The 26863-nt window shown below is 56.3% G+C and carries 26 protein-coding genes and 1 tRNA gene; 19 read left to right on the top strand and 8 right to left on the bottom strand.

The genetic code is table 11. From position 1 onward, the window contains the following. Nucleotides 1-6: 6 nt before the first annotated feature. The 3 genes from QVZ43_RS00285 to QVZ43_RS00275 all read right to left on the bottom strand — a co-directional run bounded on the left by QVZ43_RS00285 (nt 7) and on the right by QVZ43_RS00275 (nt 4416). Nucleotides 7-1287: a glycerophosphodiester phosphodiesterase family protein gene (locus QVZ43_RS00285; RefSeq protein WP_302908412.1), complete on the bottom strand. Its 1281-nt coding sequence runs from the start codon at nt 1285-1287 to the stop codon at nt 7-9. A 37-nt stretch (nt 1288-1324) separates the two neighbouring features. Further along, nucleotides 1325-3073 carry a DUF3592 domain-containing protein gene (locus QVZ43_RS00280; protein WP_302908411.1) on the bottom strand — a complete coding sequence of 583 codons (1749 nt, stop codon included), beginning with the start codon at nt 3071-3073 and terminating at the stop codon, nt 1325-1327. 62 nt (nt 3074-3135) lie between these two features. Then, nucleotides 3136-4416, bottom strand: coding sequence for an MFS transporter (locus QVZ43_RS00275; RefSeq protein ID WP_302908410.1), 1281 nt, complete (start codon nt 4414-4416; stop codon nt 3136-3138). Between the two features lie 134 nt (nt 4417-4550). On the opposite strand from QVZ43_RS00275, the gene QVZ43_RS00270 reads away from it, so the two are divergent. The 3 genes from QVZ43_RS00270 (at nt 4551) to QVZ43_RS00260 (ending at nt 8141) form a co-directional block, all read left to right on the top strand. Next, nucleotides 4551-4937 (top strand): DUF302 domain-containing protein, encoded by a 387-nt coding sequence (locus tag QVZ43_RS00270; RefSeq protein WP_302908409.1) that lies wholly within the window; start codon nt 4551-4553, stop codon nt 4935-4937. A 508-nt stretch (nt 4938-5445) separates the two neighbouring features. Continuing rightward, nucleotides 5446-6807, top strand: coding sequence for a WS/DGAT/MGAT family O-acyltransferase (locus QVZ43_RS00265; protein ID WP_302908408.1), 1362 nt, complete (start codon nt 5446-5448; stop codon nt 6805-6807). Continuing rightward, nucleotides 6798-8141, top strand: coding sequence for a wax ester/triacylglycerol synthase family O-acyltransferase (locus QVZ43_RS00260; protein WP_302908407.1), 1344 nt, complete (start codon nt 6798-6800; stop codon nt 8139-8141). The genes QVZ43_RS00265 and QVZ43_RS00260 overlap by 10 nt, the downstream gene beginning before the upstream one ends. Before the next feature lie 122 nt (nt 8142-8263). Here QVZ43_RS00260 and QVZ43_RS00255 read toward each other — a convergent pair whose 3' ends face one another. Together QVZ43_RS00255 and QVZ43_RS00250 are read right to left on the bottom strand one after the other, a co-directional pair. Next, the gene (locus QVZ43_RS00255) at nt 8264-8707 is read right to left on the bottom strand and encodes a YtoQ family protein (protein WP_302908406.1); all 444 of its coding nucleotides are present in this window, start codon (nt 8705-8707) and stop codon (nt 8264-8266) included. Nucleotides 8708-9332: 625 nt separating this feature from the next. Next, on the bottom strand, nt 9333-9563 hold the full coding sequence (locus QVZ43_RS00250; protein WP_302908405.1) for a hypothetical protein: 231 nt from the start codon (nt 9561-9563) through the stop codon (nt 9333-9335). Between the two features lie 241 nt (nt 9564-9804). Here QVZ43_RS00250 and QVZ43_RS00245 point away from each other — a divergent pair, with 241 nt between their 5' ends. The 3 genes from QVZ43_RS00245 to QVZ43_RS00235 all read left to right on the top strand — a co-directional run bounded on the left by QVZ43_RS00245 (nt 9805) and on the right by QVZ43_RS00235 (nt 11735). Beyond that, a complete protein-coding gene (locus tag QVZ43_RS00245) occupies nt 9805-10920 on the top strand; it encodes a helix-turn-helix transcriptional regulator (protein ID WP_302908404.1) in 1116 nt (371 codons plus the stop codon). A 98-nt stretch (nt 10921-11018) separates the two neighbouring features. Then, a complete protein-coding gene (locus QVZ43_RS00240) occupies nt 11019-11210 on the top strand; it encodes a hypothetical protein (RefSeq protein WP_302908403.1) in 192 nt (63 codons plus the stop codon). A 24-nt stretch (nt 11211-11234) separates the two neighbouring features. Beyond that, nucleotides 11235-11735, top strand: a complete 501-nt coding sequence (locus QVZ43_RS00235) for a PEP-CTERM sorting domain-containing protein (protein ID WP_302908402.1) — start codon at nt 11235-11237, stop codon at nt 11733-11735. Nucleotide 11736: 1 nt separating this feature from the next. On the opposite strand, the gene QVZ43_RS00230 is transcribed toward QVZ43_RS00235, so the two are convergent. Further along, on the bottom strand, nt 11737-12678 hold the full coding sequence (locus QVZ43_RS00230) for a LysR family transcriptional regulator (protein ID WP_223793780.1): 942 nt from the start codon (nt 12676-12678) through the stop codon (nt 11737-11739). Nucleotides 12679-12838: 160 nt separating this feature from the next. Here QVZ43_RS00230 and QVZ43_RS00225 point away from each other — a divergent pair, with 160 nt between their 5' ends. From QVZ43_RS00225 to QVZ43_RS00175, 11 genes are all read left to right on the top strand, one after another. After that, entirely contained in the window at nt 12839-14182 is a 1344-nt protein-coding gene (locus QVZ43_RS00225; RefSeq protein ID WP_302908401.1) for an aminotransferase family protein, read from the top strand. Continuing rightward, nucleotides 14179-14874, top strand: a complete 696-nt coding sequence (locus tag QVZ43_RS00220; RefSeq protein WP_302908400.1) for a CoA transferase subunit A — start codon at nt 14179-14181, stop codon at nt 14872-14874. Before QVZ43_RS00225 ends, QVZ43_RS00220 begins: the two co-directional genes overlap by 4 nt. After that, nucleotides 14861-15520 carry a 3-oxoacid CoA-transferase subunit B gene (locus QVZ43_RS00215; RefSeq protein WP_302908399.1) on the top strand — a complete coding sequence of 220 codons (660 nt, stop codon included), beginning with the start codon at nt 14861-14863 and terminating at the stop codon, nt 15518-15520. Before QVZ43_RS00220 ends, QVZ43_RS00215 begins: the two co-directional genes overlap by 14 nt. Before the next feature lie 167 nt (nt 15521-15687). Next, nucleotides 15688-16491, top strand: coding sequence for a transporter substrate-binding domain-containing protein (locus QVZ43_RS00210; protein ID WP_302908398.1), 804 nt, complete (start codon nt 15688-15690; stop codon nt 16489-16491). Nucleotides 16492-16580: 89 nt separating this feature from the next. Continuing rightward, complete coding sequence (locus tag QVZ43_RS00205; protein WP_223793775.1) at nt 16581-17237, top strand: amino acid ABC transporter permease; 657 nt, start codon at nt 16581-16583, stop codon at nt 17235-17237. A gap of 11 nt (nt 17238-17248) precedes the next feature. Continuing rightward, nucleotides 17249-17902 carry an amino acid ABC transporter permease gene (locus QVZ43_RS00200; protein WP_223793774.1) on the top strand — a complete coding sequence of 218 codons (654 nt, stop codon included), beginning with the start codon at nt 17249-17251 and terminating at the stop codon, nt 17900-17902. A gap of 38 nt (nt 17903-17940) precedes the next feature. Continuing rightward, complete coding sequence (locus QVZ43_RS00195; RefSeq protein ID WP_302908397.1) at nt 17941-18726, top strand: amino acid ABC transporter ATP-binding protein; 786 nt, start codon at nt 17941-17943, stop codon at nt 18724-18726. 10 nt (nt 18727-18736) lie between these two features. Beyond that, nucleotides 18737-19774 carry a histone deacetylase family protein gene (locus tag QVZ43_RS00190; protein WP_302908396.1) on the top strand — a complete coding sequence of 346 codons (1038 nt, stop codon included), beginning with the start codon at nt 18737-18739 and terminating at the stop codon, nt 19772-19774. A gap of 47 nt (nt 19775-19821) precedes the next feature. Further along, nucleotides 19822-20178 carry a RidA family protein gene (locus tag QVZ43_RS00185; protein ID WP_302908395.1) on the top strand — a complete coding sequence of 119 codons (357 nt, stop codon included), beginning with the start codon at nt 19822-19824 and terminating at the stop codon, nt 20176-20178. A 1-nt stretch (nt 20179) separates the two neighbouring features. Continuing rightward, nucleotides 20180-21121 carry a bifunctional Delta(1)-pyrroline-2-carboxylate/Delta(1)-piperideine-2-carboxylate reductase gene (lhpI, locus tag QVZ43_RS00180; protein ID WP_302908394.1) on the top strand — a complete coding sequence of 314 codons (942 nt, stop codon included), beginning with the start codon at nt 20180-20182 and terminating at the stop codon, nt 21119-21121. A gap of 101 nt (nt 21122-21222) precedes the next feature. After that, nucleotides 21223-22494 carry a D-amino acid dehydrogenase gene (locus tag QVZ43_RS00175; RefSeq protein WP_302908393.1) on the top strand — a complete coding sequence of 424 codons (1272 nt, stop codon included), beginning with the start codon at nt 21223-21225 and terminating at the stop codon, nt 22492-22494. Between the two features lie 12 nt (nt 22495-22506). Here QVZ43_RS00175 and QVZ43_RS00170 read toward each other — a convergent pair. Continuing rightward, a tRNA-Arg gene (locus QVZ43_RS00170) sits at nt 22507-22583 on the bottom strand. Between the two features lie 85 nt (nt 22584-22668). On the opposite strand from QVZ43_RS00170, the gene QVZ43_RS00165 reads away from it, so the two are divergent. Continuing rightward, a complete protein-coding gene (locus QVZ43_RS00165; protein ID WP_302908392.1) occupies nt 22669-23370 on the top strand; it encodes a TIGR04283 family arsenosugar biosynthesis glycosyltransferase in 702 nt (233 codons plus the stop codon). Next, a complete protein-coding gene (locus QVZ43_RS00160; protein WP_302908391.1) occupies nt 23354-24001 on the top strand; it encodes a TIGR04282 family arsenosugar biosynthesis glycosyltransferase in 648 nt (215 codons plus the stop codon). The genes QVZ43_RS00165 and QVZ43_RS00160 overlap by 17 nt, the downstream gene beginning before the upstream one ends. Here the strand turns inward: QVZ43_RS00160 and QVZ43_RS00155 are convergent. Then, complete coding sequence (locus tag QVZ43_RS00155; RefSeq protein ID WP_302908390.1) at nt 23973-26840, bottom strand: insulinase family protein; 2868 nt, start codon at nt 26838-26840, stop codon at nt 23973-23975. The two genes, QVZ43_RS00160 and QVZ43_RS00155, sit on opposite strands and share 29 nt — an antisense overlap. Nucleotides 26841-26863 lie beyond the last annotated feature (23 nt).

The raw sequence follows: 26863 nt of genomic DNA, 5'->3' as shown, positions 1-26863 counted from the left end.
AGGGCATCAGTGGCGTCGATCGTAAGAGGTGTGGCTGGGGATCAGGGTCATGCAGTTGGCGTAGTAGGTGGTGGTCGCAGGCCAGTCGGAAAATATGCCGATCACGCCAACTTTGCGGGCCAGGGCATCAATCACTTCGAAGGTGTCGCCATCCCGGTCGATGGCCTCCGAGATGGTCTGGTGGTACCAGCCACCCCCGTTTGCTAGAGGGCCGCTGCGCTCGACGGTCCAGGCAACCATGTCCAGCCCGGCGGCGCGGGCATTTTTTGCGTAGTCGGACGCGACGACGTCACCTCGGGCATCCAGCGTCAGCATCTTCCAGAGTGCAGGCCCTATGATGTTTAACCCCTGAGCTTTGAGACTCTTCATGTAGGCCAGCGAACTGTTGTCAGGCGTTATGGCGTCCTGATCGAGAAAGACTGCCTGCCGACCGAAAGCGGGCATCTCATTAATCCAGAACAGCACATCATCGGGATAGAACGACTGTGGCCACACGTCCTCAGGCGCAACGCCTGCGTGGACGTAGTCGTTGATCATCTGGCGGGCGTAATCCTGCTGGCTGTAGTCGCCCTCATACGGCATAGCCACCACGGGACGCTTCAGCTCCGGGGTAAACTTGACGCCCAGTTTCTTGAACAGTTCGATACTTTCGCGGTGGCTCAGCAGGGTGCCACTGGTGGCGTACAGGTCGGTTCGCCATCCGGCGGTGCCGTCGAGGTACTCTTCCGGCGTGGTGGCATCGGGGTTGTAGCCATCCATTTTGCCCCGGAGGGTTTTGAACTCGGCGAGTGTGATGTCACTGGTGCGGCATTCTGCCTGGGCCGGTTTACCCGATGACGGGTCCGCGGGAACGAACGGCTGGGTGCATTTGGCGTTCAGTTCCGGCACGGTCACGATGTTGGTGGTGCTGTGCAGGTCGTTCTGGGCGTGGCGGCATACCAGTTGTCGGTCCCTGGTGAACGCCACGTCGCACTCGAGGATGCCGGCACCCATGGCCGCAGCGGCCATGTAGGATTCCCGGGTGTGTTCGGGGAATTGCAGGGGGGCTCCCCGGTGACCAATGGAGAAATCGCTGGGTTTGAAAACTCTGGTTTCGCAGGACTGCAGTTGTAGCTTGAGCGGGCTGTCTTCCATGTTGTCCACCAGATAGAAAGGTCTGGGGCCCAGCTCAACGGATGTCCTGGCGTGATCATCCCTGTTATGACTGTCATCACTTCCGGCAAAGGCATGGAATGCCAACAACGTGGCCAGGACAACGGATGCTTTAATGCCTTTGGTGAGGTTCATTTTCCGCTCCTTCTGAATCGGCAGGCCGGAACCCTCACTATTTTAGTCCGATCAGTTTCGATAGCTGCTCCTGCAACGCTTCGGCGGGCCTGCGACCGGAAATGCCCTCAGCGATGCGAATGTCCTTGCCGTCCCTCGCATCCTTGAAGGCCAGCGAGAAGAATTCCGTTGTTTTCCGACCGGAACTCATGCTGCCACTGGATTTGAGCATGAGTTGGTGGGTACTGGTCAGAGTGCCCTGTCGTTTCCACAAAGCCTTGCCAAACCAGTAGCGGACGACTTCCACCTGGGGGCCACTGATGTGTGCTTTCAGGCTTCTACCGGCCATGAACAGGCCACCAATGAGCATCGGGAAACCGAACAGGCCGAAGGCTCCCGCCATCACGTAGAGCATGAAGCCCTCTTTCGCGGCCATATAGCCCAGTCCAATGCTCGCTGCGCTGAAGAGCAGACCGACGAACATAACGCCCAGAGTCATCCCGGTATGTCGGCCATGTCGGCTGGTAATCAGCCAGCCCGAGCCGGAGGGGGCAACGTCAATCTGCTCGGCAGCAGAGGCGATGGACTGTGTTTGGGTCTGACGCTCGGTCTGTTCGAGGTGTGCCTCGGTGATTTTGATGGAAGAGGTCTGGGTGCCCTTCATGACCGGGATCTCGAAGGTGCGTTCCATCGGTACCGGTTCTTTTGGGCCATCCAGCAAAACCCGCCATTTCACCATGCGATTTCCTTGATTGTCCGTTTCGGGCAGGCTGGTCGGCGGGGTGAAGACAAAACGGGCGACGGAACCCGATGACTCCCGGGAGATCTCAGGTACCTGATCTTCTTGCCACGCCACCGATTCACTTCGACGGCTGTTTTTGCCTCCGCTGATCCTGACTCGCACGCATTGCAACGTCACTTTCCAGGTTCCCGGTGGCAGTCGGCCGGGGAGGGCGATTGATCCTCCAATATCGCCTCCCACTTGCCCCGGACTCGGATTAAGCATCAACGGAGTCGGGCCGTAAAAGCGCCAGTTTTTGCGCGCTTCCCTGGCTTTGAAGCCGAGCCAGATTCCGATAGCGGGAAACGCCAGTGCCAGCAAAATTGCCCAATTACCTTTGCCGATTTCCTCCGGTAATTTGAGGGTAACCGGCAGGCTGACGCCAATAAATAGGAAGGACATGAAGGCAAACATCCAGAAACCCTGTTTCTCGGATGAGTAAATAAGCTGACCGTTTGCGCCTGGCACACCTGAAGCTGTTTGCCGGCGAGCCATGAACATGACAAATAATCCCGCTCCGGCAAAGACGATGCCGAAAATGGACCCGAAGGCCAGTTTCTCCCACCGTAATTCCCGTACAAGGAAGCTTTCGGAGGGGGCTTCCGGATTAATCCACGCCGTCAAACTTCCCTGGTTGTTGCTGTGTCTGAGCCGGCTTACAACCTCATAGTGGTAGTCGCTGAGGTTATCGCTGCCCCGATCGTAGCCGACCCGGGACGCGGAGAAGGTCCTCCCGTTATATTCGTAACGGTAAGACGCTCGAACGGAGTAGGTAGTGGAGTCGGAGCCCCGGTGGGTTTTGACTTCAATGGAGTCGAGGTTGGCGGGTACCTGCCGCCAGTCACCGGTGCCGATATGTTCATAGACGGTATGAACCGGCCCTCCGATAAAGACTCCGAGACCCACCAGGAGAAAGATAAGCCCAAAGAGGTTAACACCAAGCCCTGATTTTTTGTTCTGTACGAGGGTGGTCACGACAAACTCCTGTTCCATGCCGTATCGGCGAATGCTGGACGTGTCGCTCAATAATACACCGAAAAGGCCTCAGCAAAAGGCGGCGACTATGTAACGTACTGATTATTAGACGATCAGGTTGGCTGTCCGCGAAACAGGTGATTATGATGTTTGCGTGTCCTCAGTGCGAACACCAGAAGAACAAGGATGCCGAGTCCACCGGCGAACAGGAGCATAAAGGCGTAGCTGGTCACCTGTGCGATGACTCCGCCCACCAGCCCGAACAAACCGGCCGTGACAACCTGAATTGACGCCTGCAGAGTAAAGTCGGTACCCGCCCAGTCCTTACGGCAAAGGCTCATCATCACCGCGAACAGGGCTACTGTTGAACAGCCGTCTGCCAATTGCTCCAGCACACCTATTCCGTACACCAGGGTTGGATCGCTGCCTTTTAGTGCCACCAGTGCCCAGGCAGCCATCGTTGAAGCCTGGGCCAAGCCCGCGTATATCAGGCTTCGGCGGCTACCCAGTTTTTGATACAGCCAGCCCCCGAGTGCGGCGCCGAGCAGACCTGCCACCGTGGTGATCAGTGTGAAAGTGCCTATGTCGCCAGAGGTCCAGCCGCCGTCCGTCAACATCGGGCGAATCATGCCAGAGCCCATGGCATCCGCGATCTTGTAGCTGGCGAGTATGGCAACCCAGAACGCCATACCCGGGCGTTTCAGAAAGCCAATCAAACCCTCCCGAAACGGCTGGTGGCTTTCTTCCCCGGTGGCGCGAACATGATTGGGGTCAATGGCTTCTTCGGCCAGAGGCGCCCGCATTGGCGCGTAGGTGCGGACAAGCAGGTACAGAACGACCAGCAAACCGGCGGGAATGCCAATCGCCGCGACGTGCGGCATATGCTGGGCAAGCATCAGCAGCAATGCGCCACCAGCCAGCATGCCCACTTTGTACCCGGCAACCTGAACGGTATTGACGTGACCACGCCACCGGGCGGGAATCCAGCGAACAGACAGTCCATCGGTCACAATGTCCTGGGTCGCCATCAGCAGATTGACGGCCAGCACCAACGCTGTGACAAGAGCGAGGGTGGAACCTCCTGGTGCGAGACCAATCCAACCCAGAGCAAAAAGGAGCATGGCCGCGGGTAATTGCAGGCGCGTCAGCCAACGCGCTGGCGGAATACCCCGTTGCAGACTCTGATCGATTTTCGGCGCCCACAGCGCTTTGAGTACCCAGGGCAGGGCAAGCAGCTTCAGTGCCCCGATCCACGCCAGGCTCACACCGGCTTCCCGCCAGAACACGGGCAGGGCATGGGCAAACAGTCCCGAAGGCAAACCCTGCGCCAGATAAAGTGCGCTCAGGGTGGCGAGCGTCGTGGGTAGTGGGTAGGCGGAGTGTGGGCGATCCATCGTGTCTATTGCCGTTGGTTTACGGGGTTCTTGCTGTCGTGCCAAGCTACTGGCCAACTCGATAATACCGACAAAACCTCGTTTGAGGTGCTAAACCTATAGCAATCTCAATCGCAATTGAATAAGGAGCCTCTATGTCTTACACCATCAACCGACTCATTCAGGGCGCCGGATTTGACCAAGTCGATGAACGTACCCGCAAGGCACTGGCTGACCGCGGCTTCGGTGTGCTGACGGAAATTGACGTCAAAGCCACGATGAAGAAGAAGCTCGACAAGGACATGGACGCTTACCGGATTCTCGGGGCCTGTAACCCCAACATGGCGTGGGAAGCCATCGGTGTGGAGCCCAGGGTAGGGGCTATGCTGCCCTGCAACGTGATTCTTCGTGAGGTGCCGGAAGGCATTGAGGTAAGTGCGATAGATCCGGTGTCTTCCATGAGTGCCATCGACAACGACGAGCTAAAGGAAATCGCGGGACAGGTGCGGGATATGCTGTCGGAGGTGGTGAAAGCGGTTTGATTTCGAGTGGCTTTCAGGAAGGGGGTCTCGGACTGGGGTAACCAGATAGTGTCTGGTCTGAATTTAGCCAGATCATATGGCTTCAACAGCGTTGTAAGGCGAATGCTGGGTACTCTGGCCCACTGCTTGTCGCTTAATTTGGTGTGAGTTTGCGAATCAGGTACACCGCCCAGCTTACCGGCGCTTATCTCAACCGTCAGAGTCAAGAGCGCCTTGTACGAGCAAGAAATCACGCGTGTAAAAGCGGACATTGGGTAACTTCAAAAAAAACCTGACAGAGAGAGCTACAATATGTCGTATTGGTACCCATAATGGTGCCCGCGGTTGTAGCCGCCGCGACGCCTTACCAGGGCAGAAGTGGTAAAGGAGCTCATGCTCTGGACTGACTTACCCCATGCTTTCCGTTAGTGGAAGATTGGTTTCCTGAGGCCAGACAGGCACGGGAAGACATCATCGTATTTATTCGCGAGCAGTTGGGCGAGCCAAGCTGCACTGGAGATACAGGGATATGAACTCTTCCAAACTTTCCCCGATGGACTCTGCGTTCATTCAGCTTGAGACCCCTCGAACCCCGATGCATGTTGCGGCGTTGATGGTGTTTGAGGCACCCGAAGAGGGTGTTGCCAGTTTCGTGAAGAAACTGATGGAAGATGGTCGCAAAGAAACCCGCATTACGTCACCGTGGAACAAAGTGCTGGTATCGGGTTCTCGCTGGCAGTTGGCGCCTTCATTGGTGACTTCTTATGACCCGGACCTGGAATATCATCTGCGACACCTGTCGCTGCCTGCACCCGGAGGCGAAAAGGAATTGGGCCAGCTGGTCGCCCAGTTGCACAGTCAGCCCATGGATCTGCGAAAACTGCTCTGGGAATGCGTGGTGATCGATGGCCTTGAAGGTGATCGATTCGCCATCTACGTAAAATTTCACCACTCCATTGTCGATGGCGTCAGCGGCGCCTCCCTTTTGATGAACGGACTGTCTGACCACAAAGACGATCTGACCACTCCGCCTTTCTGGGTGCATGCTGCCCCCGAAAAACCACTTTCCCTGAAACGACTGAAGCTGCCATCACTCGGCGAGACAATGGGTACGGCAAAAAACGTTCTCAAGATGTTTGGCGAGAATGACTCCCTGACCACGTTGCGATCAGCGCCCCGTAGCCCGCTGAACGGTCGTATTGGCCCCCAGCGTCGGTTTGCCACCCAAGCCTTCCCCCTGGAACGGCTGAAAGCGGTAGCCCGTCATGAGGGCGTCACTCTTAACGATGTCGTGGCTTGCCTGGTCGGGGGCAGTTTAAGGCGATATCTAAAGGACATTACCGCGCTACCCAAGGAAAGCCTGACGGCCGCCATTCCTATGTCGCTTCGGGAGGCTGGTGATATGAGCAGTGGCAATGCCGTGGGGATGATTTACAGCATTGTCGGGACCAACATTGCCGACCCGGTGGTCAGGCTCCATGAGATTCATGCGTCCACATCCGAGGCAAAAAAACACATTCAGGAACTGTCACCGGAAATGCGCGTGCCTTATTCGCTGGCCAGTATGGCCCCCGCTATTTTGAAAATGCTTTCTGGCATGGGAGGTACTGGTCGCCCAATGTTCAACATCGTGGTATCGAATGTGCCTGGCGGGCGCCAGGAGAAGTACCTTCGTGGTGCCCGCCTGCTGCACCTTTATCCGGCCAACATTGTGTTTCAGGGTATGGCCGTCAGCTTCACCTGTTACAGCCATGCCGGCACTCTGAATGTTGGCATTATTGCCTGCCGGGATTCCGTGCCTCATATGCAGCGGCTTGCTACCGGCCTGACTGATGCGCTGGTGGAGCTTGAAGAAGGACTTGGGATCACCGGAGGTGAAGAATGTCCCTGAGAAAACTGTCTTTAATCGATGCGGCTTCATTACGCCTTGAGGGGCGGGATATGCCGATGCACGTGGCCGGCTTGATGGTATTCAGTTATCCCGAGGGACTGGAGCCAGACCAACAAAAAGCGTTCGTCACTCAATTGGTGGAGCGTTGGCGACGGGAAATCCGGGTTTCCTACCCGTGGAACCAGGTGTTGACACGACCAAGTCGCTGGCAGCTCAGCCCTGCTACCCGGAGCGTTCACGACCTGGACCTGGAATACCACCTTCGGCAATGGGCACTTCCTGAGCCCGGGGGTGAAGTGGAGCTTGGTCAGATGGTCGCCTGGATTCACGGGTTGCGAATGGATCTGCGAAAGCCACTCTGGGAGTTTCACTTCATTGAGGGCCTGTCAGACCAGCGGTTCGCGATTTACGTGAAACTTCATCACGCTCTGGTCGATGGCATCAGTGCCGGTCATTTGCTGGTTGAAGGCCTGTCCGCCGGGGCCGATGAACAGACGCAACCCCATTGGGCCAGACATTGTTCCGAGAATGATGCTGAGACGGATTCGTTGTCCCTGCCGGGGTTCAGTGATCTCAAAGCGGCCATGGGAGCAGCGCTTCGATTACGCAGGAAAGATCCGGAACTCACCACGTTTGCATCGACACCGCCTTCTGCCATTAACGGCCCTATAGGAGCCCAGAGGCGGGTCGCCACCCAGCATTTTGAACTTGCTCGGCTCAAAAAAGTTGCTAAAGAGGCAGGCGCCACTTTGAATGATGTGGTGATGACACTGGCCGGCGGAGCACTCAGAGATTACCTGATCAATATGAATGCCTTGCCGAAGGAGTCCCTGACGGCCGCTCTTCCGGTGTCTACCCGAAAGCCGGGCGATCACAGTGTGGGCAATCAGGTCAGCATGATCTTTGGAGCCCTGGGCACGAATGTGGCAGACCCCAGGGAGCGTTTGGCTCAGATTACAGCGTCCACCCGGGCGGCCAAATCCTTTCTGCAAAACCTTCCGGAGGGCGCCACCGTACCCTACTCGCTGATGGCGACAGGCCCGTTTATGTCCTCGGTCATCCTGGGCCGGGCCGGGCATGGTCGGCCGATATTCAATACGGTTATCTCAAACGTGCCGGGACAGCGGGAAGAAAGGTATCTGGACGGGGCCCGGCTTCTTCACATCTATCCGGTAAGCCTGATTATGCCTGGTGTGCCGTTGAACTTTACCTGCTGTAGCCATGGTAAGTTCCTGAATTTCGGTATTATCGCCTGCAGAGACCGGGTGCCGAAGGTCCAACGGATTGCTGTCGGCTTGCGGCGGGCGCTTGAGGCTCTGGAGAATCGCCCCTAGGGCAGCGCTCGTTATGATGAACGGGTTGGAACTTGTCGTGCAGGCGCTATGACCCTCCCTGCAGGTTCTTTCCATAGCCGGGGCATCTGGCAGATGCCCCGGCACTAACGGAGGGGGGCTGCTTATTTGGAGGTGGTCACGTACTTCAGAATCTCCACAACCTGCTCAGGAGTCTGAGCCCAGGCCATCGCCGCCGCGTCCACTTCCTTCAGCGGATGCACAATGTCGTCGCCGTGCAGGGTAATGTACGGAGTGCCCAGCGCCGCGCAGTAACCCGCATCGAATGCCGCGTTCCACTGCTTGTACTTGTCGCCAAAACGAATCACGGCCAGATCGCACTGTTCAAGCATCGTCTTGGTGCGAATGCCGTTCACCTTGGACGATTGGTGATCACGCCAGAACTGGTTTTCCGGCTTACCCAGCAGGTCGCCGGCGGCGTCGCTGGCGTCGTGGTCGGTGACGGGAGCGGTAAATTCCACCGGCAAACCCGCTTCGTATGCGCCGGCCTGGATTTGCTCGCGCCAGTCAGTATGGATTTCGCCAGAAAGATATACAGTCCAGATCATGGAATCTTGCCTCAGTTGTTAATGGGTGGCGTGGTTTTGTCGGACAGTCAAGGAATTGGCCAGTTTCAGGCAGGCGCTGCTCGCCGGCATTCGGCCTGACTGGCCAATCTATTCAAGCAATTGTCCGCTTTCGCTACCAAAACGGATATTTCGGGAGCCGGATCATGGACGACGTGTATCGCTTCTGTCCATACCGGAATTACCTACTACACTAACCGGCTAGTTGCCGGTTTCTGCTGATACGCTCAGTTCGCTTGCCAGCGAGCCCCCGACACTCTTTATGCAGAGTTCTTGGGCTGTGCGGAGATATCCGCTCAAGTTCGCATGACGGATCTGGAGGTACGAAGAAAGCAGATGGGTTCGGCCCATTTGAGAGCCACCCCTGGAGGTAAAACATGAGTGGCGAAACCAGGTAGCAAGGGAGCTGACCATGATTGAGAGCTATGTGCGAAGGATGGCAGCGGTGGAAGGGCAGCCCAGGAGGGGGGAGATTGCTGCGCTAAGGAAAGTGGCCCGTGTGATGGAGCGCCTCACAATCGATAATCAGATTACGCTGGTGGAATTTGATTGCACCGGGAAGGTTTTCCGTGAATTGGGGCGCCGGGTCAACGAATACTACCGGGGTCTACTGGCTCTTGAACATGGGCACCTGGTCTGGATCAACCCGTGCCTTAGAGCGGCCTTCGTTCAGGTGGTCCGTCATTCGGCTCAGGATCACCTCCCTGTGCGGAAGGTTATCCATTCCAACCAAGGCACCGTTGTTGCGTCGATTTACCGGGCAAACAGCCGGCGAGAGTTCACGTTCAATGGAGGAGCGGAGCACTTCCTCATCCAGCTCATAACAGTGGAGCGGCACGAATTTTCCTCGTCGGGTGAGGGGTGTAATGGTCAATGCCGACGTTTATGGGGCTTGACCATGGCTGAATCCAGGTTTGCGCATTGCTTGGCCTCCGGTATGACCGTCCGGCAAGCCGCGGAAATGATGGGTATCACCCAGAATACCGCGAGAAGTTATCTGAAAGTTGCGTTTATCAAGACAGACTGTCATTCACAGAATTCATTGATTAGAAAACTGAAAATACATTGTACCGTGTCTAATGGCCAATAAGACTAACGAGATAGACCGCCTTTCTGCACTGATCAATGAGGCCGCGTGGCATCCCGAGCGCTGGCCGGAGGCTTTGGCGGCGATGGAACGTTACCTCTCGGTCGACAATGTGAACCTGGTAGTGATGAGTGGTAGTCATCAGGCGTCAATTTCTTTCTATGAGGCCAGTAGCCTTCCCTCCAGTGTAATGAAGTCCTACCAGACAAAGTTTCCTCAGGGCGATGTCTGGATAGACGCATTGAAGCAGCGGAAAACTCACGCTGTGTATAAAAGCGGTGATCTTTACCCCAACCGCCGCCTGGTAGATACCCGGTTCTACGATGAGTTTCTTAAACCGATCAAGATGTTCCATTGTGCCGGCGGTTTCTTCGAAAGCCGTAAAGAGGGCTTCGGAATGCTGAGTGCATTGTTGCCTCTGAATGCTGGCGAGTTTGATGCCAAGCGACTGTCGCGAATGCAGGAACTATTCCCTCTGTTGAGATCAGCGATCAATACATCATCGGATTTATCAATGCTTCAGTTTTCCCTGGAGCTTTCCGATAACCTTCTTGATAGCTGTGAATCGGCACTTGGTCTTGTCGACGCTTCCGCCCGACTCGTCTACGCTAACGATCGATTCGAGCATCTGGTCCGGCGTGAACACATCCTGAAGGTTAAGGATGGGAGGGTGGTATTTCAGTGCGCGCCGGCAAGAACGTGGCTCAGTCAACAATTGCGCCATTTCTCGAGGCATGGAGAGATTGATCCAAGTCGATTCGAATACCATTTCTCGGATGGAGCATTCGATGAGTTGAGGGTCTCTTTGTCGGTTCTCGGGGGAGAAGCAGAAGGTTTGTTGCCAACGACAGGCCCGGTTGTCCTAATTTCGATTCACGGGTGCTATCAGCAAGAGGCGGTTCAGGCGAGCCTTCGTTCAATGGGGTTGCCACCCGTGGCAACGCTGGTTGCGTACCATTTGATGCTGGGGAAATCCGTCAGGCAGGTGTCAGACGCAATCCAGGTAAACCATGAGACTGTTCGATCTCATGTCAAAAATCTTTTCCGGCATTTCGGTGTCACCAATCAACGGCAATTGATGCAAGTTCTTTTCGCTCTGTTCTGGTAATCCCTTCTCAGGTTTCAGTTATCTCAAAGTCCCACCCAATTGGGGGGTGTTCGCCCGTCCTTGACCTGCGAATGTTCGTAATAGGCGCGGACAGCACTTTGCTGACCGCATGGGTAACTGACCAGGGGCAAGGTATGGGCATAACAGGACCGTTCCGGGCCGGCTTTGTCTTGGCTTTGTCGGCCTTACGTGTGCCAGTGACGGCTGCGCCCAATGACATTTCTCATCCGCTGGCCAATCAACATTACGGGCAGGATTTGGACGCCAAATCTATTGGTTGGGTCTATTAATACCATGCTACAGAGATATTGATTATGAAAAAGATACCCTGTTTATTGTTTTTCTTCGCGGGGTCAGCCGTTGGAAGCCCGGTGTATTTAACTGAAGCAGGTGAGCCGTGGATTGGTAATTCAAACAATACCAATATGCATGCGGTTTTTAGCACAGGTAATTGGGATCCTGTGACACTTGCCAATCCCAGATTATTTGACAAACATTCAGATTTTATATTTATCGATACTGGCGATGGACTGGGGGGTGGTTTCGATCATTGGATGGTTACGCGAGGAACGAAAATACTCGCAGGAAGAGATTTTGTTACTAGCTGGCTAGCCTCGGTCAACTTGACGGAAGTTCAGCGCTGGGGCGGCGGTAGTACACACTTGGATATTAACAGCTTCCGGGCTCATTTATTAGCGATAGGCAAGGATTATAAAGCTGATTTCGTTGCAGTCCCTGAGCCTGGCTATTTAACAATTTTAGGGCTTGGCTCAGCTGGGCTTGGATTTGCCAGAAAAGTAAAGTTGCCTAAATAATTCAGGTTATGTCGCAGCCTCGGTTATGTCTTTCGGCCACACGGTGATCCGGCAAATCCGGCAGCATTTCCTTGAGCAGGCTGATTAACCGGTTGTTCGCCCACTTCTGTTTGTACACCAGAGCGAAGCGGAAATGGATGGCTGGCTTGAATGGTTTCATCAGGAGCCCGGCATGCATGGCCTGATGATCGTAGGCGGTGATGGGATTGATCAGCGTGATACCGACACCGTTGGCAACCAGTGAGCATATGGCCGAGATGTTGGCCTCGGTCTTGCCGGCAATATGTATGTTTCTTTCTGACAGGTGCACCAGTAGCTGGTCGGCAGCCAGGTTGGGCTGGTTCGGGATAACCAGATGCTGGCCTTTGAGATCGTCGGTGGTCACCACACTGGCCCTGGCCAGGCTGTGGTTTCTGGGTATCAGACAAACCGCTTCGGTTGAGATGAATTCATCGACGACCAACGCTTCGGTGGTCACTGGCAGAGTGACGAATCCGACGTCAAAGTTGCCGGCTTCAACGGCGCGCACAATTTCCGGGCTGGGCATGATGTCCAGGTACACACTGTACTTCGGATTATCGCTCAGAATGCGTGCAATGGTTTTGGGAACGTAGTCAAAACCGAGGCTGGGGGCACAGGCGATACGTATGCGCGAGGCACCGAATTCCCTCAACGCCACGATGCTGTGATTCATGTTTTCGAGATTGCTCACCAGCCCCAGGATTTCCCCATAAAGCTCATCGGCCTCGGGCAGAACAATCAACCGTTTCTTATGCCGCATGAACAGCGCAAAGCCAATGTTTTCTTCTAGCTGGGCGAGTGATCGGCTGACACCGGACTGGGTGATCCCCAGATCTTTTGCTGTTTGTGTCGCGTTGCCCGTTTCGTACAGCCTTTTGAAAATCAGTAACGATTTCAGGGAGGTCAGGTTGATGTCGCTCATGATGGCAAGCCTTGCGGGCGTCTTGTTTTAGTTAATATATGAGTAGAAATCATCAAGTAATGTAAAAATATCATGCATTGCAATTAGTTTATAGAACTGATCCTATGGCTTTGGATTTGAACAAAAAAACATCGTTTTTTGCAGAAGGATCGGCGATTCGATGCCCAGCAGCAATGCGTTGTTCTACCTGACCACTAAAGACATGCCCCTGGTCAGCCACGCCGACGGTATCTACCTCTGGGATACTGACGGACGTCGTTATATTGATGGCTGCTCCGGAGCCATCACCTGCAATATTGGCCACAATCATCCCACCGTAAAACGCGCCATGGTCGAGCAACTCGACAAGGTTGCGTTCACCTACCGAACCCAGTTTGAAAGCCAGGTTGCGCTGGATCTGGCGAATAAGCTGGTTGAAAGGACGGACGCTGATCTTCAGAAAGTGTTTTTTGTGGGCAGTGGTTCGGAAGCTGTCGAGAGCGCCATCAAACTGGCGGTCCAGTATTTCCTTGTTGAAGGTCAGCCTGAGCGTAGCAAGTTCGTGTCGTTGCGCCCGTCGTATCACGGCAGCACGCTGGGCGCACTGGGGCTGACCGGGTATGAACCGCTGGAAGCACCCTACCGTTCGGCCACCATAGGCTCAGTCAAGGTGCCCTCGCCAGACTTGTATCGTTTTCGTGAGGCCAACGTTGAAGAGCATATTGCCGTGGTGCTCGAACAGACTGAGCGTGCCATTGAGGCCGCTGGCCCGGAAACTGTCGCCGCTATTGTTGTTGAGCCTGTCGGCGGTGCCAGCACCGGTGGCCGTATGTTCACCCGAAGTTACATGGAAGGGTTGCGCGCCCTGTGTGACCGGTATGGTTGCCTGCTGATCATGGATGAAGTGCTCAGCGGTATGGGGCGTACCGGTGCCTGGTTTGCTTACCAACACTATGGCGTAGCACCGGACATTCTTGCACTGGCAAAGGGGCTTGGCTCCGGCTATTACCCCATTGCTGCCATGATGGCGCGTCAGGAACTGGTGGATGCCGTGGGCCGCGGCGGCGGCTTTATGCATGGCCATACCTATGCCGGAAACCCGCTTGCCTGCGCCACCGGCCTTGCGGTGATTGAGGTGATGGACTCGGAGAATCTGGTCAGCAACGCCGCTGAACAAGGCTTCTATTTACGCCAGCGACTCGAGCAGCTGGCCGAGAAATACAGCTGCGTAGGCAATGTGCGGGGTATTGGCCTGTTACAGGGTGTGGAGCTGGTGCAAAACAAGCTGACCAGGCAAAGTTTTCCATCCGAATTCAACGCCTTCGAACGGATCACAGTATTAGCAAAGGAGCGGGGCTTGCTGATCTACCCGCGACGTTGCCTGGACGGCCTGGCGGGGGATCATGTTCTGATCACACCGCCGTTGACGGTTACCACCGACGATATCGACGCCATTATTGCTCTGTTCGACCTCAGCCTGGCGGACTTCGAACAGATCGCAAAAGAGCAGGTGGCCTGGTCATGAAGAAGAACCGCACCCTCGAAAGCGCCATCGCTTCGATCCCCTCGGGTGCGGTCATCATGGTGGGTGGTTTCGGCAATCCGGGCACACCATTCAGCCTGATCAATGAATTACTGCGCCAGGGGCAAACCAACCTGACGCTCATCAAGAACGATGCCAACGAGGCCAGTCATGGCGTGAGCCGACTGATCGAGAATGGCCAGGTTCGAAAGCTGATCACCACGCACATTGGCCTGAATAAAAACGTGATCGATCGGTTCAACCAGGGTGAGATAGAGGTGGCGTTTCACCCCCAGGGTATTCTCGCGGAAAAGATCCGCACCGCCGGGGCGGGCAGCTTTGGTTTTCTGACCGATATTGGTATCCACTCCGAGATCACCCGCCCTGACGATCTGCTCGATTGGCAGGGCAAAACCTACAAAGTTGAGATGGCGCTTCGAGCCGATTTTGCACTTATTCATGCGGCTCAGGCCGACTGGCTGGGCAACCTGGTTTATCAGGGCTCTGCCATTAACTTCAGTCCGCTCATGGCTATGGCGGCGGACCACGTGATTGTTGAAACACCGGATCTGGGGGCTCCCGGGCGGTTCAGCCCGGAGCAGGTTCACACACCGGGAGCCTTTGTCGACAGTGTCGTGCAACTGGAATCACTCGCCTCAGACTACGGAATTCTGGAGCATCATGTCCGACGTTGAGCGCATTTTGCGCAGGGCGGTGCTCGAGATCACCCCCGGCAGCATTGTGAATCTGGGCATAGGGTTGCCGACCAAAGTCATGCATTACCTGCCGGATGACTTTGATGTCCAGATCCATTCGGAGAACGGCATTCTCGGTGCCTGGAAGCAGGCCGAACCGGAGTCGATGGACCCTTTCCTTATTGACGCGTCTGGCGCCTACGTCTCGTTACGCGAGGGCGCGAGTTTGTTCGACAGTGCCGTGTCCTTCGCGATGATTCGTCGGGCTCGGGTGGACCTGACGATGATTGGTGCCTTTGAAGTCGATGCACACGGCAATCTCGCCAACTGGAAAATTCCGGGCAGGTTCTCTCCGGGTATCGGTGGAGCCATGGAACTGGCACAAAAAACAAAGCGCATCGTCGTGCTCACCACCCATACCGACAAACACGGTCGCCCGAAAATACTGGAAACCTGCCGTTTGCCCCTCACAGCCAAAGCCTGTGTCAGCCGAATTATTTCAGAGTTGGCTGTCATCGACGTTACCAGCCGGGGTCTGGTTGTGCGGGAAAAGCTGGCAGACATCAGCGATGCAGACTTGCAGGCGCAGACTGAAGCAGCACTGATCTTTGCAATTGAAAGTGGTGAGGAACAATACGGGGAATGATTGGCGGGAGGTGATCAAGTTACAAACCATCACAAATAACAATAACGAATCCGGATGGATAACTGCGATCGATTCGGGCCCAACAGAAATGGTCATTAAGCAGTGTGAAGTAGTTAAGTGCATGGAACTATGCATGTTTTGATAAACGTCTAATAAGGAATAGGGATATGAAGTTACACATCAAAAAGTTCTCCAAAACTATGGCGACCGCAGCCGTAGCCATCGGCGCAACCCTGATGGTGGCCATGCCCACTCAGGCGCGTGACCTGCCTGAGATTCGGGAAAGCGTATTTCAGGTGGCCAACTCTGGCGCCTATCCTCCGTTCAGCTTCGTGAACACCCAGGGTGAACTGGTCGGTTTCGACGTTGATATTGCCGAAGCCCTGGCCGAGAAAATGGGCGTGGAAGTCAACGTACAATCCTCTCCGTGGAATGGAATTATCGCGGCTCTTGCGGGTGGAAGGTTTGATGCCTGTATCTGCAGCATGAGCGTGACAGAGGAACGGAAGAAGGCGGTGGCCTTCACGGATTCCTACTACAGCTCAGGCCTTTCGGTTTGGGTGCAGGAGGGCACCGACGACATCAGCAGCATCGACGACTTTTCTGGCAAGCGCGTTGGCTCCACGCTCGGGGAAACCGGTAATCAGTGGGCCGTTGAAAATGGTGAAGGCGAATGGACGAACCAGACCTTCCAGGGCCTGCCGGATATGATGAATGCCCTTACCACGGGCCGCATTGATGTAATGATTGCGGACGACGTTCCGGTGCTGGTGGCAATGCAGAAAAATGCACCAGCGATCAAGATGGTCGACGTGGGTGACCTGCCACGCTGGCCTGCAGCCATTTCCATTCAGAAGAACAAGCCAGAACTGATGGAAGCCTTGAATAAGGCTTTGGCAGAAATCAAGGCGGATGGCACTTATCAGGCGATTGTCGATAAGTGGATCGGCGAAGGTGCCAACATCCAGTAAGGACTGGACCGTGAGTCACAACCCGGCCCTTTCCTGGCCGGGTTGCCTTCAGATAAAAGATTTGAATAACAACAGAACAAGGGATGACCATGGACTTTGATTTAATGGTCGAGGTTACCCCCCTGTTGATCAGGGCGGCCTGGGTTACGATTGATATTTCTTCCCGCGCGATTTTCTTCGGGTTCTTTGTTGCCTGCGGGCTGGTGTTTTTACAGACCTTGCGGTTTGCGCCCATTCGCTGGTTTGCCCGTGGATACGTAAGCATCGTACGGGGGACACCGTATTTTGTGCAGTTGCTCCTGGTGTTTTACGGCGGTCCGAGTATTGGCTTGCGGTTGGACCCCGTCACCTGTGGCGTCGTTGTTGGCGCGTTCAATATTGGCGCCTACATGAGTGAAGCGATTCGGGGATCCATTGAGTCCGTCGACAACGGACAAACCGAAGCAGCCCGATCCCTGGGATTTGGCCGTGCGCAAACCATGTTCTACATCGTCCTGCCGCAGGCCGCCAGCCTGATGATCCGTTCCGTCGGGGTCCTGGCCATCGTTCTGATCAAGAACTCCTCTCTGGTTTCCATTATCTCAGTGGTCGAACTGACCTATCAGGCCCAGCGTCTGATCGGCTCCACTTACAAGCCGCTGGAAATCTTCACCCTCAGTGCCCTTATGTACATCGTCATCATCTACGCGGTGATGGGCATCATCGAGTTGGCCTACCGCCGGGCCACCCGGTACACCACCCAGTAGGAGGCATAGCGATGGAGTTCGATTTTTCGGCAGTTATTACGTACTTCCCCACGCTCCTCAAGGGTGTTGGGGTTGCCGCGCTGGTGGCCCTTGCCGTGGCACTGATGTCCGTTCTGGGCGGACTGGTGGTCGCTGTTATATCCATTTATACCAACAAGGTTGTGAGCGCGCCGTTGCGCTTTTTCATCTGGCTGTTCATGACCACCCCCCTGTTGCTGCAGCTCTACTTCCTTTACTTCGGTTTAGGCGAGTGGATTCTGATACCGGCTGTCGTGGTGGGTATCCTGGGGCTGGGCTTTCACTACATGGCGTACAACGCCGATATTTTCATTACGACCATCAAGTCCGTATCGGGCGGTCAGTATGAAGCTTCACGATCCCTGGGCTTCGGGCACTGGCGAACCATCCTTTACATCATCGTTCCACAGGCGTTTATCCGTTCGATTCCGCAATTGGGTAACAACATGATTCTGATGGTCAAAGATACCTCTGTGCTGTCAGCGATCGGTGTGGCCGAACTGGTGTACGCATCGCAATACGCCATCAGTGTGTCGTTCAGGCCCTTCGAATTTTTTATTGTGATCGCTGCCATGTATTACGTGATCAATATCGTGATGGAACTGGGGCAGGCATGGCTGGAACGACAAACCTCGTATCGCCACTGAGTTGACTTAACAAGAAGCCAATAAAGCTGGAGCTGTAAATGAGCACAGAACAACAGACCGCTACGCCCATGGTTGAGGTGCGTAATGTCCATAAACGCTTCGGAAACCTTGAGGTGTTAAAAGGCATCAACCTGACGGTAGACCGGGGCAAGATTATTTCCATCATTGGCCCCTCGGGCTCAGGCAAAAGTACCCTGTTGCGCTCGGTCAACAATCTGGAGGTGATCGACGACGGGGTTATCCTGCTCGATGGGGTGCAGGTTAACCGCCCTGACATGAAAGGCATGGCGTTTGAGCGGCACATCAACCACATCCGCCAGAACATGGGCATGGTGTTTCAGCATTTCAACCTGTTCCCACACATGTCGACCATCGATAACGTCACCCTGGCCCCCCGCAAGCTCAAGGGCATGGATAAGAAAGCGGCCCGGGAACTGGGCATGGAACAGCTGGAACGGGTGGGCCTTGCCGAGAAAGCCGATGTGTTTCCGAACTGGTTGTCGGGTGGCCAGAAACAGCGTGTTGCCATCGCGCGGGCGCTGGCGATGAAACCCAAGGTAATGCTGTTTGACGAAGCCACCTCAGCGCTCGACCCCGAGCTCGTCGAAGAAGTAAACCAGGTCATGCGCAGCCTCGCTGATGAGCATATGACCATGCTGATCGTTACTCATGAGATGAGTTTCGCGCGGGATGTTTCGGACTGGGCCCTGTTCATGGATGGCGGTGTCGTGGTTGAAGAGAGCGCACCGGACAAACTGTTCAGTAACCCGGATCAGGAACGAACGCGAAACTTCCTGCAAAAACATCTTGAGAACAGCAAATAGGCGGTGAGTTTTGAAATGTTTTTATCATGAAGCGCAGGGCCTGCACGCGCCCAAACATTTTTTTCTGCGCGGGCAACCGGCGCCTTCACCCGAACAGCCGTTGCGCGCCGATCTTCTGAAGAAAGCCGTTGAAGCTTCGGGTGCCAGTCTGAACCTGTTACCACCGCTGACCAGTGACCCCCGGTTGATGGACAGACTCAAGCGCATACACACCGCCCGCTATCTCGACTTTCTGGAGAGAGTTGTTGAGCGCTGGCGGGCTTTGCCAGCCGCCGCCGAGGTCGTTGCCCCCAACGTGCATCCCTGTGGCCACGCGACCTTCTATCCTCGGCATATCATTGGCCAGACCGGCTGGCACATGCACGACATGGCCTGTCCGATGGACGAAGGCAGCCACACAGGCATTCTCGCCAGTGCCACGACGGCACAGGCAGCCGCGCAGGCTGTGCTTGACGGCGAACCGGTCAGTTACGCCCTGTGTCGCCCGCCGGGCCACCATGCCGGGCCAGAGCGGGGTGGGGGGTTCTGTTTTCTGAATAATTCAGCGCTGGCTGCAACCGTCTTGCGGGAAGGCTACGAACGCGTCGCCATCGTCGATGTCGACCTGCACCATGGCAATGGGACTCAGGATATCTTCTGGGAAAGAGCTGACGTGTGGACCGGTTCTGTGCATGTCGATCCTGCCGATTTTTACCCGTTTTACTGGGGAGCAGCGGAAGAGGTCGGGGCTGGTGACGGCAAAGGCTACAACTGCAATGTGCCGCTGCCGCTGGGTGCCGATGGCATTGGGTTCCTGCAGGCACTGTCACGACTGCTGTCTGCTCATGCCGTATTCAAACCCCAGGCCACTGTCATCGCGCTCGGGCTCGATGCGCACAAGGACGATCCGCTGGCTGGGATGGCCCTGGAAACCGAAGACTTTTTCCGCATTGGGCAGCGTCTGGCGCAGGTGAAAGGTCCGAAGGTGATCGTTCAGGAAGGTGGATACCCGACCGACAGCCTCAGTGACAATTTAGCCGCCTTCTTGCAGGGCTTCCGATGGGGCTAGATCGATAGCCCTTACCTTCTTATTTATCAGGCAACAGAGAGTATTTTATGACCGATCGTTACATCGACAGCAGCCATCGTATGAGCCAGGCCATTGTTCATGGCAATACCGTTTACCTGGCTGGCCAGGTCGCTTCGGATGCCAGCGCCGATATGCGTGGCCAAACTGAACAAATCTTGCAGGGCATTGAACAGTTGCTGGCCAAGGCTGGTACGGATAAGCAGCACCTTTTGTCGGCCACTATCTGGGTTACTGACATGGCCGAGTTTGCTGAGATGAACCTTGCCTGGGATGCCTGGGTCGCAGATTGTCGTCCGCCCGTACGCGCCTGTGTGGAATCCAAACTGGCCAAGCCCGAATGGAAAGTTGAGATCATGGTAATTGCCGCATTGCCGGGGGCGTAACATGCGCTTTATTAACGCCGAACAGATTGCCGAAGCGCTATCTTGGCGCGAACTGATTGATGGCATCGGGCAAGCCTTTCGAGAGGGAGTGGAAGCTCCCCCGCGCCATCATCACAGCATGCGTCGGGAGGACGGAGAGGCCACCATGTTATTGATGCCAGCCTGGCAAGAGCGAGGCTACATCGGCATGAAGATGGTGAATGTGTTCCCGCAGAATTCTGCCCATGGCTTGCCTGCTATTTCGGGCGTCTATTTCCTGAGTGAAGGTAAGCATGGCCGACCGTTGGCGTGTATGGATGGCAGCGAACTGACCCGGCGCCGCACTGCGGCGGCCTCGGCACTGGCCAGTCGGGAACTGGCCCGGAAAGATGCCTCCAGCTTGCTGATGGTCGGGACGGGAAAGCTTGCGCCCATGCTGATTGAAGCACACGCTGCGGTTCGGCCGATCACCCAGGTTCGTATATGGGGGCGTAATCCTGATAAAGCGAAAGCCCTGGCAGAAGAGTACGCAGACCAGTACGACACCGAGATTGTGACCGATCTTCAAACCGCTGCCTCCACGGCGGACATCATCAGTTGCGCCACACTCTCAACGGCACCGCTGATCAAGGGTTCCTGGCTTAAGGCTGGCAGCCACCTTGACCTGGTTGGAGCGTTCAAACCGACGATGCGAGAAACGGACGCGGCCTGTTTTCGCCAGAGCGAAGTCTTTGTCGATACGTACGCAGGCGCCAAAGGTGAGGCAGGGGATCTTCTCCAGGCTGCAGACGAAGGCGTCTTTGATTTTTCCGATATTCGGTCCGACCTGACCCAACTTCTGCGTGGTGAGCACCCGGGGCGCAGTAGTGACGAGGCGATCACTGTGTTCAAATCCGTCGGCGCTTCACTGGAAGATCTCGCCGCCGCTATCCAGGTATGGCAGAGCGTGGGTGGTGACTCTTGATGACGATGCTTCGAGGTTCTGAAGGCGTGCTTCATCGGATCTAAGGTTTCGATTCCGGGAATCGGAGCGACAGCCAATTCACCAGTGTGGGAGTAAATGCGATGCACATAGCGGTCATTGGCGCGGGCGTTGTGGGGACCACGACGGCCCAGGCTCTGAGCCAGCGTGGTCACACAGTCACTGTCATTGAGCGCCTGGGCCAGGCGGGATTGGAAACCAGCCGGGCGAACGCCGGACAGCGCAGCTATGGTGCGGTGTATCCCTGGGCTTCACCGGCCATGATGCAGAAGGCGCTGCCCTGGCTGATGCAGCGGGATGGCCCGCTGAAAATGCGCCAACCGCCATCTCTGACAACACTGCGGTTTCTGTTTGCGACCTGGCGTTACGCCACGACCCCCGGCCTGTTCGATGAGAATAAAAAGGCGATGCTCAGGCTTGGGGTGTACAGTCGTGAGTGTTTTGAGGCCCTGGAGGATACTTTCGAACTCGAGTTCGATGGGAACCGCGCGGGCCTGATCGAACTGGCGAGCAATGAGGATAGCCTGACAGACTTGCAGGCCAAGGCCGCTTTGCTGGATGAGATGGGCATAGGCTACCAACTGCTTGATGCAGAACAAACCTATGCATTAGAGCCCGGAATGGCTCGGAGTGGGGCGCTGAAAGGTGCTCTGCGTCTGACCGAGGACGGTACCGGCGATTGCCATCGATTCACCCAGAGCATCGCGAAAGTTTGCGAGGCCGAGGGGGTTCGCTTTCTTTACGGAACCGAAGTGACCGGCGTTGTTCGAGAGCGGGGCCGGCTGTGCGCGCTGAACCTGAACGACAAAGCCGGTGCGACCCCAGAGCCTCTGGCTGCGGACGCTTTTGTCCTCTGTGCGGGGACCGCTTCCAATGAACTGGCCGGGCATTTTGGCATACGCGTACCCAGTTATCCGGTCAAAGGCTACTCGCTCACCGCACCATTGACCGACCCCGAACGGGCCCCGCGCTCGACGGTTATCGATGACCAGTACAAGGTTGTTGCTACCCGTTTGGGCAACCGCATGAGAGTAACCGGTTTTGTTGAACTGGCAGGCTACAATCGACAGATTCCCGAGCGTCGGCTGGAGACCCTTCGTAAATCTATTCATTTGCGCTTCCCCGGCGCTGCCGACCTGAAAGCCGCCGAGCCCTGGACAGGTTTTCGCCCAATGACCCCCGATGGCCCTCCGATCATCGGTGTTGGCGGTGAGCCGAATCTTTTTATCAATACGGGACACGGTACGTTTGGCTGGACGCTCTCTGCTGCATCAGCGCAGCTCACTGCACAGTTGATTAATGGAGAAAAGACTGCCTTGCCCCTGGAGGCATTCCGCCCGCAACGATTTGGGTAATTTAAGGAGGGGTGGTACCCCCGACAGGACTCGAACCTGTTACCTTCCCCTTAGGAGGGGGACGCTCTATCCAGATGAGCTACGGGGGCATATTGCGAGGAACGGCGGTATGATAGCGGTCTGAGACTGATGGCTCAAGGTGTTACCCCGTCCCATGGATTTGCGGAGTGAGTTTTGTCCGATCCTCTATCTCTCAGCGTTATTATCCCCGTCTGGCGGGAAGCCGCCGCGATCACTGAAACGCTAACCGCTCTTGGTTCTGTTCGCCGTGCCGGCCACGAAGTGATCGTGGTTGATGCCGGTAGCGACGACGGCACGGCCTCACTGGCGCGGCCTCTTTGCGATCGGGTTGTGCAGTCAGGCAAGGGACGGGCGGTACAGATGAATGCGGGCGCAGACGCGGCCCGTGGCAACGTTCTGTTGTTTCTGCACGCCGATACCCGTTTGCCGGACGATGCCATGACCCGGCTGGAGGCCTTTGCTGAGACTGGCAATGCCTGGGGTCGATTCGATGTGCGCTTGAGCGGCCAGAGACCTTTGTTTCGGATAATTGCCTGGTTTATGAACCAGCGGTCCCGACTTACCGGTATTTGCACTGGCGATCAGGCGATGTTTGTTCGCCGGGATGTGTTCAAGGCACTGTACGGGTTCCGTGAACAGCCCTTGATGGAAGACATCGAACTGGCCAGGCGCCTGTGCCTGGTGTCGCGCCCGTTTTGTGTTGAGTCCTCTGTGGTGACTGACAGCCGGCGCTGGGAGAAGCACGGCCCCTGGCGTACTATTTTTCTGATGTGGCGGTTGCGCTGGCGCTATTGGCGTGGTGAGTCGCCGGAATCCCTGGCCAGAGAGTATCTTTCCGATGTCCGTACTGGTTGATCGTCATTCCACCGTCCTGATGCAATTCGCAAAGTGGCCCAAGCAGGGACGGGTTAAAACCCGGCTGATGCCGGCCCTGGGAGCGGCAGGAGCGCTGGATGCCCATATCCGTCTGACACTGGCGGTGCTGGATAACCTCTACACCACCGGCTACCCGGTGCAGTTCTGGTGGGATAGGGAACCCGATGAGGCCAGTGAAGAGGCTGACATCATCCTGCGTAACCTTGAAGCGACCAATCTGGCGCAGAAAACCCAGCAGGGCGCGAATCTGGGCGACCGGATGCTGAATGCACTTGCATCCTCTCTGGAAGAGCACGGCCGTGCGCTCATCGTAGGCAGCGATTGTCCGTCGGTTGACCCCCAGTACATCCGTGAAGCCGTTCAGCATCTTTCAGAGGCCGATGTGGTGCTCGGACCTTCCGAAGACGGTGGCTATGTGCTGATCGGTGCGAGTCGAGTGGTGCCGGGTATGCTGGAGGGTGTGGAGTGGGGCACGGAGAGCGTGCTGGAGCAAACCTGTTCCCGTTTGAAAAAACTGGGGCTCCGCGTGCAGTTGCTGGAGCCCCGTTGGGATGTGGACGAACCGGAGGACTGGGAACGCTTTACGCGCCTGCCCCCGATTGAGCTGTAACCGGAGGCAGGCTCATCAGTCGAACCAGTTCGCTGTCGGCATTTGTCTGCTCTTTCCCCGTCACGACACGAAGGCTGTGGTCGCGCTCCAGAACGGCGTGTCGGTAAGTCTCAAGGAGCTCCTCTCTGCTCACCTTCCGCACGGCATCGGCGAGTTGTTCCCTTGAATCGAACTGGTCGTTACTTCGATCAATTTCCTGCCAGTAACGGCTGGAGATATCTCCCAGCTGCCGGTCCCGCTCCAGGAGTTTGCTGATCACCGCCTGTTTCTCTCGAGTGAGACTGGCGTCGTCCAGGCTGTTCAGCCGGTCTTCGAATGCCGCCGAGAACTCCCGAACCGCCTCGTCGATTTGCTGATTGCTGGCTGTGGGCGACTGAACCACAAATCCCAGGGCCGGCGTTTCCAGCATTTCAAACGGTGTGGCGTAGACGATGTAGCCAAGCTGCTGCTGGGTACGGATCGTCTCGTAGAATGGGCTGCTGATAATTTGGGCCAGCAGCCGGAACCGGGCCCGCTCCTCATAACTGGTGTCCGAACCCTGCATGTACAGGGTATAGCCGGTATCCGGATGGTTCACTGAAATGGACACTTCGGTTTCGTTGGCAGGGAGTTGTCGAACCCGGCTGCGTTCAACCTCGGTAATGGCGTTGTCGTCGAGAATCAAAGCCCGGACTTGCGCCGCCAGGTTCAGGGCCGAGGACCGGGTCAGGTTGCCGTGGGTCAGCATGACCGGATCCACCTGGGAGAACAGGGCCTGAGAGAAGGAGTTCAGCTCATCGAGAGACACCTGCTGCGCAGCGATCAGTTTGTCCTCGGTACTCCACACGCCTTCAAGCAAAGCGGTCTGGATAAACTCTGAAGTTTGTTCCACCGGGCGATTTTTGGCCTTGTTTTCCAGGCTGTCCACCAGGTTTTGACGGGCGATCTCGAACCGCTGCTCGGTGAGTGTTGGATCAGAGAGCTGGGTCAGTATCCGGAACAACAGTGAATGCAGTTTGTCGCTGTACCCGCCTACGCGCACGGTCACGCCTCGAAGGTGCGGATAAACGCTGTAGTCCAGTCCGGCCAGGCGTGCCGAATAGGCCCAGGCATTCAGGTTGGTGTTTACGGCGTCCACCAGCAACGTGGTCAGGACACTGCTGCGGGCAGAAGCTCTGGCCGCCGGAGTGCGGAGACTGAGGTAAACATTGGCCTTGGGCGTTCCGAAACGAGTGTCCCGGGCGTACCAGATGTCGAGGCCGTCCTGGCTGCCCAGAAGAACGGGCTCCGGCATGGTGTCGCCGGTGATCATGTCGAGGTTTTCAGCGATGAACGGATTGGCGGCTGGCATCCGCAGTTGTGACGCCAGCACTTCCGGCGCATCCGCCGTCAGTTCCTCAGTGCTCAGTTCGGTCAGCTGCCACGGGGTGTTATACCACCGGGTCTCGCGGGGTGCTGCCAGTTCCGGGTCCGGAGCGAGCACAAACACCATGACGTTGTCAGGGGTGAGTTCATCCAGAATGGCCTTGTACTGTTCAGGTGCATAACGCTCTATGAGCCATGGGGCGCTCAGTACATCCTCATAGGGATAATGGCGAAGCTGACTGGCCAGGGACATGGCTTCCTGCACGGGGTCTCGCTGCTCGCGGAAACGGAAATCCATGCGCGCAACCTGCTGCATTTCCTGGAAATACTGCTCGGTGATGCCCGCTTCGCGAATTGCGTCGATGTAATCAAACACCAGCGGCAGAATGTCCTCGTGGTACTTCAGCCCCTTTGGCGTGAGCGCCATGTTGATCTCGAGCGTGGCGTTGCTGCCGGTGTCCATGCCGAGGCCCGCTGACAGGCTTTCCACCAGACCCGCGCGTTTGAGCACGTCAAACAGGCTGCCCGGGCCCTCGTGCCCGAGCAGGTTGGCCACGTAGCTGGCGGGCTTGGTGCGGTAATTGTCGTCTTGCGACGGAATGGGAAAGGACAGGTTCAGCGTGCGTACATCCTTTATGGCATCAGCGGTCACCTTGGCCGGCAACTGGCTTTCCGGGTAGAGAGGCGCCGGATGTTCCATGACCGTCAACTGGCGGTTTTCAATGGCGGAGAACCGGGGGTGAACCATCCGTTCCAGGTCGTCCAGAGACTGGGGGCCGTATACCGCCAGGGTCATCACATTGGCTGAGTAGTGGTCTTTCCAGAACTGAATGAGATCGGGCCGGAGCGGGTTCTCTTCCGTGTTTTCGAGTGTGCTCAGGTTGCCCACGGCAAACTGGCTGAAGGCGTGCTCGGGATTGCTGGTCGCTTTCTTGACCGAGTAAAAACGCCGGCCGTCCTCCTTTAACTTGGAGGTGTACTCCGAATGCACGGCGTTACGTTCCCGGTCCACCAGGTCCGCCGTGAACAGGGGCGCGGAAAACTGCTGGGCGAACCGGTCCAGCGCCGGTTCCAGGAACCTGGCTTCCACGTCGAAGAAGTAGTTGGTGTCCTGAAACGCGGTGAAGGCATTGTGGCTGCCGCCGTGGCTCTTGATGAATTGCTGGTACTCACCGGCTTCCGGGTATTTTTCCGTTCCCAGGAACAGCATGTGCTCGAGGAAATGAGCCATGCCTTCGCGGCCGCTCGGGTCATTGCCGCTGCCCACGGCGACGTTCATGGATGCCGCGGCTTTGTCGGCATCCGGGTCCGACACCAGAATGGCCCGGAGCCCGTTGTCCAGCTCCAGCAGCCGGTACTGATTGTTGTCGTTCGGGCTTTTCTTCAGCTGCTCGGTGGCGATGGCCAGGCTGCTGACAATCAGCAGCGTGAGCAGGGTAAGGGTCTGGATAAGGGTTCTGTGCATGGATACCTCTCGCCGGGTGCCGGTACTCATAGAGCCTCTTTTTATACGATGGT

This window comes from Marinobacter suaedae (genome assembly GCF_030519635.1).
Taxonomy (GTDB): Bacteria; Pseudomonadota; Gammaproteobacteria; order Pseudomonadales; family Oleiphilaceae; genus Marinobacter; species Marinobacter suaedae.
This window is presented reverse-complemented; position numbering and strand designations above follow the sequence as displayed.

What these genes read in the sequence shown, in the direction of transcription:
- QVZ43_RS00185 (WP_302908395.1), top strand. Translation starts at nt 19,822, where the DNA reads ATGACCGATCGTTACATCGACAGCAGCCATCGTATGAGCCAGGCCATT.
- QVZ43_RS00175 (WP_302908393.1), top strand. Translation starts at nt 21,223, where the DNA reads ATGCACATAGCGGTCATTGGCGCGGGCGTTGTGGGGACCACGACGGCC.
- QVZ43_RS00160 (WP_302908391.1), top strand. Translation starts at nt 23,354, where the DNA reads ATGTCCGTACTGGTTGATCGTCATTCCACCGTCCTGATGCAATTCGCA.
- QVZ43_RS00255 (WP_302908406.1), bottom strand. Translation starts at nt 8,707, where the DNA reads ATGATCTGGACTGTATATCTTTCTGGCGAAATCCATACTGACTGGCGC.
- QVZ43_RS00215 (WP_302908399.1), top strand. Translation starts at nt 14,861, where the DNA reads ATGTCCGACGTTGAGCGCATTTTGCGCAGGGCGGTGCTCGAGATCACC.
- QVZ43_RS00200 (WP_223793774.1), top strand. Translation starts at nt 17,249, where the DNA reads ATGGAGTTCGATTTTTCGGCAGTTATTACGTACTTCCCCACGCTCCTC.
- QVZ43_RS00210 (WP_302908398.1), top strand. Translation starts at nt 15,688, where the DNA reads ATGAAGTTACACATCAAAAAGTTCTCCAAAACTATGGCGACCGCAGCC.
- QVZ43_RS00235 (WP_302908402.1), top strand. Translation starts at nt 11,235, where the DNA reads ATGAAAAAGATACCCTGTTTATTGTTTTTCTTCGCGGGGTCAGCCGTT.
- QVZ43_RS00205 (WP_223793775.1), top strand. Translation starts at nt 16,581, where the DNA reads ATGGACTTTGATTTAATGGTCGAGGTTACCCCCCTGTTGATCAGGGCG.
- QVZ43_RS00220 (WP_302908400.1), top strand. Translation starts at nt 14,179, where the DNA reads ATGAAGAAGAACCGCACCCTCGAAAGCGCCATCGCTTCGATCCCCTCG.
- QVZ43_RS00245 (WP_302908404.1), top strand. Translation starts at nt 9,805, where the DNA reads ATGGCCAATAAGACTAACGAGATAGACCGCCTTTCTGCACTGATCAAT.
- QVZ43_RS00155 (WP_302908390.1), bottom strand. Translation starts at nt 26,840, where the DNA reads ATGAGTACCGGCACCCGGCGAGAGGTATCCATGCACAGAACCCTTATC.
- QVZ43_RS00275 (WP_302908410.1), bottom strand. Translation starts at nt 4,416, where the DNA reads ATGGATCGCCCACACTCCGCCTACCCACTACCCACGACGCTCGCCACC.
- lhpI (WP_302908394.1), top strand. Translation starts at nt 20,180, where the DNA reads ATGCGCTTTATTAACGCCGAACAGATTGCCGAAGCGCTATCTTGGCGC.
- QVZ43_RS00285 (WP_302908412.1), bottom strand. Translation starts at nt 1,287, where the DNA reads ATGAACCTCACCAAAGGCATTAAAGCATCCGTTGTCCTGGCCACGTTG.
- QVZ43_RS00225 (WP_302908401.1), top strand. Translation starts at nt 12,839, where the DNA reads ATGCCCAGCAGCAATGCGTTGTTCTACCTGACCACTAAAGACATGCCC.
- QVZ43_RS00270 (WP_302908409.1), top strand. Translation starts at nt 4,551, where the DNA reads ATGTCTTACACCATCAACCGACTCATTCAGGGCGCCGGATTTGACCAA.
- QVZ43_RS00260 (WP_302908407.1), top strand. Translation starts at nt 6,798, where the DNA reads ATGTCCCTGAGAAAACTGTCTTTAATCGATGCGGCTTCATTACGCCTT.
- QVZ43_RS00265 (WP_302908408.1), top strand. Translation starts at nt 5,446, where the DNA reads ATGAACTCTTCCAAACTTTCCCCGATGGACTCTGCGTTCATTCAGCTT.
- QVZ43_RS00230 (WP_223793780.1), bottom strand. Translation starts at nt 12,678, where the DNA reads ATGAGCGACATCAACCTGACCTCCCTGAAATCGTTACTGATTTTCAAA.
- QVZ43_RS00195 (WP_302908397.1), top strand. Translation starts at nt 17,941, where the DNA reads ATGAGCACAGAACAACAGACCGCTACGCCCATGGTTGAGGTGCGTAAT.